We start from the raw sequence: 12,256 nt of genomic DNA, 5'->3' as shown, positions 1-12,256 counted from the left end.
ATCTAAAAAGATCTCCTGCTTCATTCGAACCATTATTTAGCTTCTTCGTAACGTCTTGTAACTTCTTCCCAATTAACTACATTCCAGAATGAAGAAATGTAATCCGGGCGGCGGTTTTGGTAGTTAAGATAGTATGCATGCTCCCAAACGTCAAGTCCAAGGATAGGCGTTTTGCCTTCCATTAACGGAGAATCCTGATTTGGCGTGCTGGTTACTTCTAATTCACCGTTGTTCACAACAAGCCATGCCCAGCCAGAACCAAAGCGAGTTGCTCCAGCTTTAGCAAATTCCTCTTTGAATGTTTCAAAGCTGCCGAATTTGCTGTTGATTTTATCAGCAAGTTCACCGGATGGAGCTCCTCCGCCGTTTGGTGAAAGGACTGTCCAGAAAAGGCTGTGGTTTGCATGCCCTCCGCCATTGTTGCGGACAGCAGTACGTGCTGCTTCAGGAACTGCGTCTAAATTGGATACTAGTTCTTCAACGCTTTTGCTGAGAAGATCTTCGTGACCCTCTAATGCAGCATTTACGTTTGTAATATACGTATTATGATGCTTCGTGTGATGAATATTCATTGTTTCCTTATCAATATGCGGTTCTAATGCATCATAAGCATAAGGCAATTGCGGTAGTTCGTAAGCCATTTAAATCTCCTCCTTAAATTGTATGTAAACAGGAAGCTTATTCTTACATAAGCTTGTCACATTAAGATTACCAAAATTGTCCGATTGTTTCAATTTATAAGCCTTAAAATTTGCGGCGTCTTTTTTTGTGAACTTTCTATAAAACTGCGTACAAAAAATAACCGATCATGATCAGCTGAATAATGGTTTTGGCAAACACTCCGGATATAAATCCGATTAATGAGCCCAGACCTACTTTAACTGATTCTTTCATATCTTTTTTATGAACAAGGAGTTCTGCAATAACTGCACCAAGGAATGGCCCAATGATAATCCCTGCAATCGGAATAAGAAAAGGACCGATCAATAAGCCAACCGTGCTTCCCCATATTGCTGCCCTGCTTCCGCCAACCCGTTTGATCCCCATTAAGTTTGATACATAGTCAGCTGCAAATAAAACCGCTACAAAAACACCTTCAATCAGCCAAAATTGATATCCGAATTCCTGAAAGCCAAAAAATGCACCATAAAGCAAAAATCCGCCAACTATGAAGATAACGCTTGGAATAATTGGATAAACCAATCCGGCAAACGCAATGATGAACATTAATATAATCAGAGCCCAGTATACAACCTCCACTGCCATCCACCACCATTTCCTGATCTCTTAAAAACATATGTAAAAAAGCAAGAGCATAAGCCCTTGCTTTCATTATAACTGAATCATTCTATTTTAAACATTATTTACGGTAGCCTAAAACTGCCTCTGCAATATTTACAGAATGATCGCCGATTCTTTCAAGGTTGCTGATAATGTCTACAAATACAATGCCTGCTTGTCCTGAACAGCTTCCTTCATTGATGCGGAGAATGTGTTTTTTGCGGAGCATGCGCTCCATTTTATCAATTTGCTCTTCTGATTTCATAACTTTTGTAGCAAGAGATGTGTCTTTGTCATCTAAAGCTGAAATCGCATCTTTTAATGTTTGGATAGTCAGTGTAAACATTTCATCCAAATCTGCAAGTGCAGACTCTGTAAGCTTTACTTTATTTGATAATTGATAATCAACAAGCTCAACAATATTTTCGAAATGATCACCAACGCGCTCGATGTCGCGAACGGTATCCATCAGGGTTGAATGTTCCTCAGATTCTGCAGCTGACATTTCCGCTCTTGAGATAAGCACTAGATAGTCCGTGATTTTACGGTCAAGATTATTGATTGCATCTTCGATTTGATATGCAGTTTCTGAATGCTTAGGCAAGTTCGATTTAAGATATTGATTTGCTTCTTCAAGTCCGAGAGTCGCAAATTGACCCATACGGAGAATTTCTTCTTTTGCCTGGCCTAGCGCAATAGAAGAAGATTGTTCTATAAAGATTGGATCCAGATGTTTGGCTTTGTATTCAATCATGGAGTCTTCCCCTGGTATCAGCTTAGTAACAATGTAAGCAAGTACGCCAATAAAGGGAAGCTGGATCAGTGTATTTGTAATATTAAATGTACCATGTGCAAATGCAATCGTCATTTCAGGATTTAAGCCCAAATTCACCTTCAGCATTCCTATAAAAGCTGTAAATAATGGCAAAATCACTAAAAAGATTGCGGTGCCTATTAAGTTAAATAGAACATGTGTTAACGCAGCGCGTCTTGCAGCTACTGAAGCGCCAATTGATGCAAGGACAGCAGTAATCGTAGTACCGATGTTATCTCCAAACAGAACTGGCAATGCTGCTTTAATGTCGATAAGGCCCAAGCCATGCAGCTCCTGCAGAATTCCAATTGTGGCACTTGAACTTTGAACGATTACTGTAAATACAGTCCCTATGACTACTCCTAGCAGAGGGTTATCGCTCATGCTGACCGTTAATTCCTGAAACGCTTCTAAAGAACGCAAAGGTTTCATGCCATCGCCCATCAGTTCAAGTCCATAGAAAAGTGTGCCGAAACCAAATATTATTTGACCGATATTGTGAATTTTTTTATTTTTGAAAAAGAAAAGTAATATAGCTCCAGCAAATAAAATAGGAAGCGAGTACTCAGAAATTTTAATACCGATAATAAAGGCCGTGACAGTGGTTCCAATGTTTGCTCCCATTATGACGCCAATTGCCTGTCTTAAACTCATAAAGCCCGCACTTACTAAGCCCACTGTAATTACAGTGGTCCCGCTGCTGGACTGAATAAGGATGGTAACAAATATACCTGCAAGAACACCCATAATAGGATTTGTAGTAAATTTATCCAGAACATCCCGAAGTCTGTCGCCTGCAGATTTCTGCAGTCCGTCACCCATAAATTTAATACCAAATAAGAAAATCCCAAGGCCGCCAAGAAATTCAAAGATCATTTTCTGTATATCTAAATCCAACCTATTTCAACCCCTAACATCTTTTATCGACAACTTTCTACAACCTCCCCAATTATTAACGAATTGTAGATTATTTGTAAAGGTTTTTAGCACTATTATCTTAAAAATTTACAATATCTTAACAATCTATTCTGCAGCACACCTTCAGCCTTGTTTCTTTCTGCTGAGATGTATAAAATGAAAGCTGGATTATAATGAAGGAAGTGTACATATATGAACATTTTTAAACAGTTTGCTAAAAGTTTATACTCTCCAAAAACGATTTCCATGTTCAGATTCCAAGGAATCGGCAAAACCATTCTTTACGTGTTTTTACTGACCCTTCTTGCGACTCTCCCCATGGCAGTGTACATGACCACAGGCATTTCGGGACTGATGAAAGGTTTAGATTCCACCCTGCATGAGGACCTTCCTGAATTTAAAATTGAGGATGGCACTTTAATATCTGATACAACTGAACCTCTAGAATTGAAAAAGGATGATTTATTTATTGTTTTTGATCCAACTGGAGCTTTCACAGCAGATGAGATTGAAAGTAAACAAAACGGAATCGGCATTTTAAAAAATGAATTTGTTTATGCTGTAGCAGGCCAAGCTCAAAGTTATGATTATTCCATGCTGAATAATATGACTTTAACAAAGGATGATTTATCCCAATATTCCTCTCAATTTGAAAGTGTGTTTCCGATTGTATTGAGTGTTGTAATTATTATGCTGTTTCTCTTTACAGCAGCTTCCAAATTCATTGAAATTACTTTTTTAGCTTTCATCAGCATCCTTTTTAAAAATAGTTTGAAGCGAAACCTTAATTTTAAACAGCTTTGGGTAATGTCAGCCTATGCTGTAACACTTTCCACTGTTTTCTTTATGATTATGGAGTTACTTCAAGTATCCGTACCAAGCGGAATTTTTGTGAACTGGTTTGTTAACCTGATCATCATGTATCTTTCACTAAAAGAAATTCCTGCATCTAAAACAAAATAAGAATCATTTAGAAAAGCGAACCTCATCACCTAAGAGGTTCGCTTTTTTCAGCTCACTTTATATTCTTTTGCAGCGCTGGAAAGATTTCTTGATAAATCCGTTATTTTTTGTCCAATTTGGTGTGTTCTGTTCATCTGGACAATTTGCTTCTCAGAAGCCGCAAGCATCTGTTCTGCACTTGCAAGTGTCTCCTGCGAAACGGAAGCAAGGCTCTCAGCCGACCTTTCCATAATTGGAAGAGAAGCGTTCAATTGCTGAATCTGCTTTTTCATGCCTGAAAGCTTTCTGTTCACAATATCAATCTCACTCATCAGTTCATCAAATGACACTCTGGACTGAGCGGCCACATCAAGGTGGGAATGAATGTTGGCAAGCATTTGTTCAAACTCCTTTGATGCTCTGGATGATATATTTTCCATCGATTCAATGGATTTAGTAATATCCCCTGTGGCCTTCGATGACTGTTCAGCCAGTTTTTTGACTTCACCCGCAACTACAGCGAACCCATTTCCCGCTTCGCCAGCCCTTGCTGCTTCAATAGCAGCATTTAAAGCAAGCAGCTTAGTCTGTTCGGCGATGGTTTGAATAATCATAACTACATTTGCAATAGATGCAGAGTGCTCCTTTACCCCCCTGATTGTATTTGTCATCTTTTCAAATTCCTGTTCAAATGAGTTCATGGTCTGGATCATTTGAAATACATTTTTTTCCCCGCGATTAGCGGACTGATTCATGTCTGTTGCGCTGCTGAATAGAAATTCCATATCCTGAAAAACAACTTTCAGCTCATCTCTCATCCGGCCAAAAGCATGAATGCTGTGATCTGAGCTTGATGCTGTCTGTACAGCTCCGGCTCTTACTATCTTTATCGCTTCAACGAGATGACTATTATGTACGATCCCATCATCAGTGGCCTCTCTGAGCTGCTCCCCTGTAACTGACAAATCCCCAGTAGTTTTATCAATGTTTCCTACCATCTTCTGCATTTGGTTCATCATTTGGTTAAAGCTTTTCATCAGAGAATTTATTTCAGGAATCGATGTTTCTACATGAATATTTTTTGTTAAATCTCCCTCTCTTACATCTCTCATTGTGCTTCTGAGTATCGCTAATGGTCTAGTCAAACTCCGAATAACAACGATAAGAACTGCTGTTGTAATAAGCCCGCTCAGAAGAACCATCCATGCTGTAAAGAAGGCCAGGTCCCGTGTTGTATTCATGTAGCTTTCCGTTGGCAATGCGATTAAAAACTGTCCTTTTAATTCTTGAACTTGCTTAAAAGATAATGTGTAATCGATACCGTTTATCTTTTTGTGTAAAATCCCATTGTCTTTTTCTGTAATGTCGTCTATAAGCTTGCTGGTAAACGCAATCTTAGAATTTTCACTTACTGAATAGGAGCTTGCCTTATTTTCTCTGATTAAAAAGAAGTCCGCACTCAGTCCATCCTGGATCAGCTCAGAAGATTGATTGGCCAGCACAACTTTGTTAAACCTTTTTAAAAATTCTTCTTCTTCCCCAGGATAGGCAAACATTAAATTGCCTGCAATTTCACCTGTTGTATTGACTTCACGCTGAAGTCTATCCTCGATAATATCCATTGTAGCCTTTTTGGATTTTACATATGATGTATACCCGACCGCTGTAATAGAAGCAATTAATAATGTAAGCACCAATATCAGCAGTCTTGATTGCAGAGTAATTTTCGAAAACAGAGGCTGACTTTCTTTTGTATGTTTAAAGATCTTTTTACGATTAATCATTGATAATAATTTCAATTCTTTTCATCCTCCCCTTATCTTCAAGAAAATTATCCCAGATTAATGTTAAGGAATTGTAAAGCTGGCATTAAATTAATAAAAATTTTGTCGAAAGTTAAGGTCTAAAGAAGGTGTTAATTCATTGCATTAGGACTTTAAGCCTTTTTTTTGATAAAAGAGCATATTTAAATAGGACAAGCATAGTAATAACTATCGTGAATTCAAGCGGGAGATGATTTTATTGAAGCGTCTTATGATCTTCATTTTATTTATATTTCTTATGTATATCGTCTACTATGATATGAACAGCGGCACCCTTTCTTCAATAAATCCCCAAGGTAAAAATGAAGAGCCTGCTGCCGTATCAGTATCAGCCGGAACTAAGCCATATACCGAAAAAAAGATCAGCCAGGGCGAAACCGTGCTGACAATTGTCGAGCAGCTTCATAAGGAATTCCCTGTGCCCATCGATCAAATCAGGCAGGATTTTGAAATGTTGAACCCAAATGTAAAAGCAGACACTATTCAAGTGGGGAAAACATATAAATTTCCACTTTATGAAAAAGAAGTTGCTTCATAATTCTTGTCAATATTAAGGACACACTGTTACAATATGTGAGGGAAAGCACAATTTCTCGCATTGAACGATAAAAATGGTTAACATGATAAAAGAGACCATGATTATTAATTTAAGGAGCGATTTACACGTGAGTGAAATCATACATCGTACCAAAACCCGTCCGGTTAAAGTCGGCAATTTAACAATCGGCGGAAACAATGAATTAGTCATCCAAAGTATGACAACGACGAAAACACACGATGTGGAAGCTACAGTCGCTGAAATCCTGCGATTAGAAGAAGCAGGCTGTCAAATTGTCCGTGTCGCATGTCCGGATGAACGGGCAGCCGATGCAATAGCAGAAATTAAGAAACGCATCAACATTCCACTTGTTGTAGATATTCATTTTGATTACAAACTTGCGCTTAAGGCCATTGAGGGCGGAGCAGATAAAATCAGAATCAACCCGGGGAATATCGGCAGACGTGAAAAAGTAGAAGCCGTTGTTAAAGCTGCTAAAGAAAAAGGGATTCCAATTCGCATTGGGGTTAATGCCGGTTCTTTAGAAAAACGCATTATTGAAAAATATGGTTATCCAACAGCGGACGGCATGGTTGAAAGTGCCCTTCATCATATAAAAATACTTGAAGATCTGGATTTTCACGATATTATCGTCTCCATGAAAGCTTCAGATGTGAACCTGGCGATTGAAGCATACGAAAAAGCGGCTAAAGCTTTTGATTATCCGCTTCATTTAGGCATTACTGAGTCGGGCACTTTATTTTCGGGTACTGTAAAGAGTGCTGCCGGTCTTGGCGCCATCCTGACCAAAGGCATTGGAAACACGCTGCGCATCTCACTAAGCGCCGATCCAGTTGAAGAAGTAAAAGTTGCAAGAGAGCTGTTAAAATCTTTTGGACTGTCTTCAAACGCAGCAACACTTATTTCATGTCCTACCTGCGGGCGGATTGAAATTGATTTGATCAGCATCGCAAACGAGGTTGAAGAGTATATTTCAACGATTAAAGCTCCAATTAAAGTTGCGGTTTTAGGCTGTGCAGTAAATGGACCTGGTGAAGCACGGGAAGCTGATATTGGAATTGCCGGCGCCAGAAAAGAAGGGCTTCTTTTCATGAAAGGGCAAATCGTCCGAAAAGTGCCTGAAGAAACCATGGTAGAAGAACTGAAAAAAGAAATTGATAAAATTGCTGAAGAATATTATGCAAAACAGGCTGCAGAAAAAGCGGCAGCTGAACTTCAATAATAAAAAACAAGCTTGGCATAAATTGCCAAGCTTGTTTTTTTATTACCTTAAAAGAAAGGCAAAATGAAAATCCCGAGGATTAATGAAACGATACCAATACCAATCGCCCATCCGCCTAACCCTTCTGCTCCTCTGCGGCGCGCAATAAAGCCTACGATAATCCCTGCTGCTCCTAAAATAACCGGGAATATCAGCAAAGAAATAACGGAGAGGACGATAGCCAAATACCCCATTCTGCGTCCGTCATCAACTGTCCCTTCCTTATCTTCGTGACGGTCGTAGTCTGCATCTCTTCTCAGGGTTGCAGGTGCTGCGATTTCAGCCGCTGTTTCTTCTTTATAATCATCCCGCATATCTGGTCTGTTGTAGCCAACTTCATCTTCACGGAGATCATATTCTTTAATGTTTCCGTGATAGTCATAATGTTTCTCATCTGCCATGCGTGATCCCTCCATTCATGTAGTAAAGGAACATTTATAGTATGAACCGCACAGCCTTTCCGTATAACTGTTAAAGATTACTGTGATTGTAAGAACGGATTATGATACACTAACTAGTATAGTTCAGACAGCAAGGGAGAGAGTACATGATGCTGCGATTAGGAATTGATATAGATGGAACCGTTACTTCACCTGAAACATTTGTTCCATATTTAAACAAATCATTTGGCATAAACATTACGTTAGATGATATGAAGGAATATGATCTGACTAAATTACTTAACATTTCAGAAGAGGATTTCTGGAAATGGATGGATGAGCAAGAACCGCTTATATACAAAGATGCTCCTATGGCGATCGATGCAAAATTAGTGCTTGATGAATGGAAGAAAACCCATAAACTCTTATTTATCAGTGCGCGCAGAAGTCATTTGCGCGATGTGACATTTGACTGGTTTAAGCGCAACGAATTATTTTATCATCAAATTGACCTGATTGGAACTCATGATAAACTAGGTGCTGTCCGTGAAAACAAAATTGACGTCTTTTTTGAGGACAAGCATGATAACGCCTGTATAATCAGCGAGGAATTTAATATTCCAGTTATTTTGTTTAATACTCCATACAATCAGGATCCTATCCCAGGCGGAGTCATCCGTGTAAATAATTGGCTTGAAGCGAGAGAATGGGTAAATTCCTACAAGAAAAAAACACATCCTGTATTACGCTAACACAACTGCACACAAAAAAGCTTGCGAAACTTCGCAAGCTTTTTTTGCACTGAGTTAAACGGTATGTTCATGGCACTCCGGACAAGTGCCGTATATCTCAAATTTATGTCCGCTGATATCATATCCGCTTAAATCCTCTTTCAGCTTTTCCATAGGGCAAGAAGCAATTTCTTTCGTTTTCCCGCAATTTAAGCAAATAAAATGATGGTGATGATGGTTCGTTGTGCATGAAAATCGAAAATGTTTTTCCCCTGACAGTTCTGTTGTTTCCAGTATACCCATTTCGCCAAACAAGGATAAATTGCGGTAAATGGTATCAAAGCTGAGTCCCGGATAGTCCGATTTCATTTTTTCCAGAACATCTCTTGCTGTTAAATATTTATTTGACTGCGCGAATAATTCAAGCATTTCTTCGCGCTTGCTTGTGTACTTATATCCTTTTTCCTTCATAAGGAGAAGAGCTTCTTGAACATTCATCTTACTGACCCCTTTTTATTTTGGTCCATACTATCGACAGTATCAGGATGAAGACTGAAAGCATAACAATCGTTCCGCCTGGGGCTAAATCTAATTGATAAGCAAGCATTAAACCAATGATAACAGAGATTTCCCCAAAGAGTACAGAAAAGAATATTGCCTGTTTAAACCCTTTTGCAATTCGAATACTTGCTGCAACCGGCAGGGTCATCAGCGATGATACTAATAATATGCCGACGATTCTCATGGAAGCAGCAATGACAAGAGCAACTGTTAAAATAAAAATAAAGTGAATCCACTTCGAATGGATGCCTGATGCTGCAGCGTGTTCTTCATCGAATGACAGCAAAAACAGTTCTTTAAATAACGCAAAAATGACAATGAGAACAAATAATGTAATGGCAGCGATCACCCATAAGTCCGTTCTCGTTACCGCACTGACACTTCCGAAAAGATAGTTAAATAAATCCGTATTAAATCCATCCGCAAGTGATATAAAAATCACACTAAGTCCAACTCCGGCGGAAAGAATAATGGGAATGGCAAGCTCCTGAAAATGCTTATAGACAGCTCTCAGCTTTTCAATAAACAACGACCCTGCAACAGAAAAGCCCATTCCTAAATAAATTGGATTCAGCCCTGACATGCCAAGCACTTTTTTCTCAAGAAGCAGGCTCGCTGCAATCCCGGCCAATGTCACATGACTGAGGGCATCCGCTATTAAAGACAATCTTCTTACGACAACAAAAACACCTAGAAGCGGTGCAATCAGTCCGATGAGAATTCCTGCCAAAAATGCATTTTGTAAAAATTCATAATTAAAAATACTATTTATCATTTTATCTTCCCCCATGATCATGGTGATCGTGAGTCAATACATGAACAGAATGACCGTAAAAGTCAGACATATCAGAGTTCTGCAGGCTTTCGAATTCCTGTGTATTTCCGTGGAAATGCAAATGTTTATTTAAACAGGCAACGTGAGTGACTTTATCTGTGATGGTCCCTACATCATGCGTGACAAGAATCAACGTAATTCCCATTTCTGTGTTTAAATTTTTCAGCATTTCGTAGAAACTCTGAACTGTTTGAGCATCAACTCCAACTGTAGGCTCATCAAGAATGAGCAATTTCGGATCACTCACAAGCGCTCTTGCAATAAATGTCCGCTGCTGCTGGCCGCCTGAAAGTTCACCGATATTCCGCTTGGACAGCTGTTCTAAACCGACAGCCTTAATTGCAGCTTTTACTTTTTCATGATGGGCCGGTTTCAGCATTTTAAACAATCCTAATTTAGACGTCAGCCCGCTTGCAACTACTTCGTATACAGATGCCGGAAAGCCTGTATTAAAACTGTTTGCTTTTTGAGAAACAAATCCGATTTTATGCCACTCTTTAAATTTGCGGATATCTTCTCCGAACAGAAAAATCTCTCCCGCATCGGGCTTTAAAAGACCAAGAAGGCATTTCAGCAGAGTTGTCTTTCCTGAACCGTTTGGTCCAACGAGTCCCAGGAAGTCGCCCTCCCTTACCTTAAAATGAACATCTTCAAGCACTTTAGTGCGGTCATATGTGAATGATAAATGACGGATATCAATAATAGGCTGATTCATTACTTTCACCTTCTAGTTTAAGAATGGTTCCGATTTAACATCGTAAAAAAAGATCAGAAACCAATGTCTGATCTTTAACATAGAGATTATACAAGATTGTACTAAAAAGAGCAAGAAACTTGTTTTCATCCAAATTAATGTATAGCTGATTTGAAATTCGTTCCTTTTGTTTCTTGTGTATTCATTATTGTGATAAAGGCATTTGTGTCGATTTCATGGACAATCGATTTAAGCTTCGTTACTTCAAGCCTTGTTACAACGACATAGATGACTTCTTTTTCGTCATCGGTATATCCGCCTTTGCCTTTTAATTTTGTGGTGCCGCGCCCAAGCCTTTGAAGAATGGCGTCTGATACATCTTCGTAGTAATCTGAAACAATAATAACTGCCTTTGTTTCGTCTAATCCCTGTATAACCGTATCAATTGTTTTAAAAGCAATATAGTAAGCCATGACCGAATACATAGCCTGTTCTGCTCCAAAAACAAATGCTGCCCAGGCGAAAATGAAAATGTTAATAAACATCACAAATTCTCCTACTGAAAACGGCAGTTTTTTAGTAAGCAATATGCCTAAAATTTCAGTTCCGTCCATTGAACCGCCGTTTCGAATAACCAATCCTACACCTACACCAAGGATTAAACCTCCAAATACAGTTGCTAAAATCGGCTCCGCTGTAAAGGCTTCTACATGATGCAGCATACTCTCGATGATTGCCAGAAAGACAATCCCGAAAATAGAGGAGATCATAAACGTTTTCCCAATTTGCTTATAGCCGTAATACATGAAAGGCAGATTCAAAATGACGACAAGTGTTCCGAAATTTATAAATGACAAACTGTCTGGAGTAATGTGGTCAACGATAAGCGATATCCCGATAATCCCTCCGTCAATAATCTGATTGGGGATTAGGAACAGCTCAATAGAGACAGCTGCAAGCGCTGCACCAATAATGATCAATATCAGTCTTGTGATCAGCCGTCCTATACTTTCTTTTTTATGCTGTTTTTTTGTCATATGAATAATCCCCCCCATCTTTTTAAAAATTAGGCACTTTTCCTAAAACTTCACCATACATTGAATGGTGAAGGAGGTATGTACGTGATACTATTTCAAAAAATTGTCAACCAGAAACTCAACTCATTGGATGCTGATGGATTGCTTCAGCTTGCCAAACAGAACAACCTTGCCATTGACAGAATACAGGCCCAGCAAATCGTGAGAATCATCCGCGGCAAAAACATTAATATTTTTGATGATGCGGAGCGAATCCGCCTGCTAAAAAAGGTAGCTGCCATTACTTCTCCTGCAACAGCGCAGCAAGTGAACCAATTATTTCAGCAATTTATAGGATAAAAAGCTGTCGATTTGCTCCGACAGCTTTCTTTTTTTAGTTGTACGAAAATATATAATTTCCGCTTAGATGGCATGCGGAGC

General features: G+C 39.0%; 14 protein-coding genes. 5 read left to right on the top strand and 9 right to left on the bottom strand.

The window, feature by feature from the left end:
• Window positions 1-32: 32 nt before the first annotated feature.
• The 3 genes from sodA to ABEQ24_RS10735 form a co-directional block, all read right to left on the bottom strand.
• On the bottom strand, window positions 33-641 hold the full coding sequence (sodA, locus tag ABEQ24_RS10745) for a superoxide dismutase SodA (RefSeq protein WP_430006792.1): 609 nt from the start codon (window positions 639-641) through the stop codon (window positions 33-35).
• A gap of 136 nt (window positions 642-777) precedes the next feature.
• Complete coding sequence (locus ABEQ24_RS10740; protein WP_430006791.1) at window positions 778-1,266, bottom strand: DUF456 domain-containing protein; 489 nt, start codon at window positions 1,264-1,266, stop codon at window positions 778-780.
• Between the two features lie 94 nt (window positions 1,267-1,360).
• Window positions 1,361-2,971 carry a Na/Pi cotransporter family protein gene (locus ABEQ24_RS10735; RefSeq protein WP_430006919.1) on the bottom strand — a complete coding sequence of 537 codons (1,611 nt, stop codon included), beginning with the start codon at window positions 2,969-2,971 and terminating at the stop codon, window positions 1,361-1,363.
• Between the two features lie 234 nt (window positions 2,972-3,205).
• Here ABEQ24_RS10735 and ABEQ24_RS10730 point away from each other — a divergent pair, with 234 nt between their 5' ends.
• The gene (locus tag ABEQ24_RS10730) at window positions 3,206-3,976 is read left to right on the top strand and encodes a DUF1189 domain-containing protein (RefSeq protein ID WP_430006790.1); all 771 of its coding nucleotides are present in this window, start codon (window positions 3,206-3,208) and stop codon (window positions 3,974-3,976) included.
• Between the two features lie 47 nt (window positions 3,977-4,023).
• Here the strand turns inward: ABEQ24_RS10730 and ABEQ24_RS10725 are convergent, their stop codons facing one another.
• Complete coding sequence (locus ABEQ24_RS10725) at window positions 4,024-5,754, bottom strand: methyl-accepting chemotaxis protein (RefSeq protein WP_430006789.1); 1,731 nt, start codon at window positions 5,752-5,754, stop codon at window positions 4,024-4,026.
• 223 nt (window positions 5,755-5,977) lie between these two features.
• Here ABEQ24_RS10725 and ABEQ24_RS10720 point away from each other — a divergent pair, with 223 nt between their 5' ends.
• The gene (locus ABEQ24_RS10720; RefSeq protein ID WP_430006788.1) at window positions 5,978-6,316 is read left to right on the top strand and encodes a hypothetical protein; all 339 of its coding nucleotides are present in this window, start codon (window positions 5,978-5,980) and stop codon (window positions 6,314-6,316) included.
• Between the two features lie 136 nt (window positions 6,317-6,452).
• Window positions 6,453-7,559 (top strand): flavodoxin-dependent (E)-4-hydroxy-3-methylbut-2-enyl-diphosphate synthase, encoded by a 1,107-nt coding sequence (gene ispG / locus ABEQ24_RS10715; protein WP_430006918.1) that lies wholly within the window; start codon window positions 6,453-6,455, stop codon window positions 7,557-7,559.
• 47 nt (window positions 7,560-7,606) lie between these two features.
• On the opposite strand, the gene ABEQ24_RS10710 is transcribed toward ispG, so the two are convergent.
• On the bottom strand, window positions 7,607-7,912 hold the full coding sequence (locus ABEQ24_RS10710) for a hypothetical protein (protein WP_430006917.1): 306 nt from the start codon (window positions 7,910-7,912) through the stop codon (window positions 7,607-7,609).
• A 236-nt stretch (window positions 7,913-8,148) separates the two neighbouring features.
• Here ABEQ24_RS10710 and ABEQ24_RS10705 point away from each other — a divergent pair, with 236 nt between their 5' ends.
• Window positions 8,149-8,730 carry a hypothetical protein gene (locus ABEQ24_RS10705; protein ID WP_430006916.1) on the top strand — a complete coding sequence of 194 codons (582 nt, stop codon included), beginning with the start codon at window positions 8,149-8,151 and terminating at the stop codon, window positions 8,728-8,730.
• A 54-nt stretch (window positions 8,731-8,784) separates the two neighbouring features.
• Here the strand turns inward: ABEQ24_RS10705 and ABEQ24_RS10700 are convergent, their stop codons facing one another.
• The 4 genes from ABEQ24_RS10700 to ABEQ24_RS10685 form a co-directional block, all read right to left on the bottom strand.
• Complete coding sequence (locus ABEQ24_RS10700; RefSeq protein WP_430006787.1) at window positions 8,785-9,207, bottom strand: Fur family transcriptional regulator; 423 nt, start codon at window positions 9,205-9,207, stop codon at window positions 8,785-8,787.
• 1 nt (window position 9,208) lies between these two features.
• Complete coding sequence (locus tag ABEQ24_RS10695) at window positions 9,209-10,045, bottom strand: metal ABC transporter permease (RefSeq protein WP_430006786.1); 837 nt, start codon at window positions 10,043-10,045, stop codon at window positions 9,209-9,211.
• A gap of 1 nt (window position 10,046) precedes the next feature.
• Window positions 10,047-10,820, bottom strand: coding sequence for a metal ABC transporter ATP-binding protein (locus ABEQ24_RS10690; protein ID WP_070875457.1), 774 nt, complete (start codon window positions 10,818-10,820; stop codon window positions 10,047-10,049).
• A gap of 134 nt (window positions 10,821-10,954) precedes the next feature.
• Window positions 10,955-11,836, bottom strand: coding sequence for a YitT family protein (locus ABEQ24_RS10685; RefSeq protein ID WP_430006785.1), 882 nt, complete (start codon window positions 11,834-11,836; stop codon window positions 10,955-10,957).
• An 84-nt stretch (window positions 11,837-11,920) separates the two neighbouring features.
• Between ABEQ24_RS10685 and ABEQ24_RS10680 the strand changes: the two genes are divergently transcribed.
• Complete coding sequence (locus tag ABEQ24_RS10680) at window positions 11,921-12,175, top strand: DUF2624 domain-containing protein (RefSeq protein WP_430006784.1); 255 nt, start codon at window positions 11,921-11,923, stop codon at window positions 12,173-12,175.
• Window positions 12,176-12,256: the final 81 nt, after the last annotated feature.

Origin of the sequence: Metabacillus idriensis (assembly GCF_050483325.1) — a bacterium.
Taxonomy (GTDB): domain Bacteria; phylum Bacillota; class Bacilli; order Bacillales; family Bacillaceae; genus Bacillus_P; species Bacillus_P idriensis_A.
This window is presented reverse-complemented; position numbering and strand designations above follow the sequence as displayed.

Excerpts from the sequence above, each read along its gene's own strand:
- ABEQ24_RS10690 (WP_070875457.1), bottom strand. The coding sequence starts at position 10,820 with ATGAATCAGCCTATTATTGATATCCGTCATTTATCATTCACATATGAC.
- ABEQ24_RS10735 (WP_430006919.1), bottom strand. The coding sequence starts at position 2,971 with ATGATCTTTGAATTTCTTGGCGGCCTTGGGATTTTCTTATTTGGTATT.
- ABEQ24_RS10705 (WP_430006916.1), top strand. The coding sequence starts at position 8,149 with ATGCTGCGATTAGGAATTGATATAGATGGAACCGTTACTTCACCTGAA.
- ABEQ24_RS10730 (WP_430006790.1), top strand. The coding sequence starts at position 3,206 with ATGAACATTTTTAAACAGTTTGCTAAAAGTTTATACTCTCCAAAAACG.
- sodA (WP_430006792.1), bottom strand. The coding sequence starts at position 641 with ATGGCTTACGAACTACCGCAATTGCCTTATGCTTATGATGCATTAGAA.
- ABEQ24_RS10695 (WP_430006786.1), bottom strand. The coding sequence starts at position 10,045 with ATGATAAATAGTATTTTTAATTATGAATTTTTACAAAATGCATTTTTG.
- ABEQ24_RS10685 (WP_430006785.1), bottom strand. The coding sequence starts at position 11,836 with ATGACAAAAAAACAGCATAAAAAAGAAAGTATAGGACGGCTGATCACA.
- ABEQ24_RS10710 (WP_430006917.1), bottom strand. The coding sequence starts at position 7,912 with ATGCGGGATGATTATAAAGAAGAAACAGCGGCTGAAATCGCAGCACCT.
- ABEQ24_RS10700 (WP_430006787.1), bottom strand. The coding sequence starts at position 9,207 with ATGAATGTTCAAGAAGCTCTTCTCCTTATGAAGGAAAAAGGATATAAG.
- ABEQ24_RS10740 (WP_430006791.1), bottom strand. The coding sequence starts at position 1,266 with ATGGCAGTGGAGGTTGTATACTGGGCTCTGATTATATTAATGTTCATC.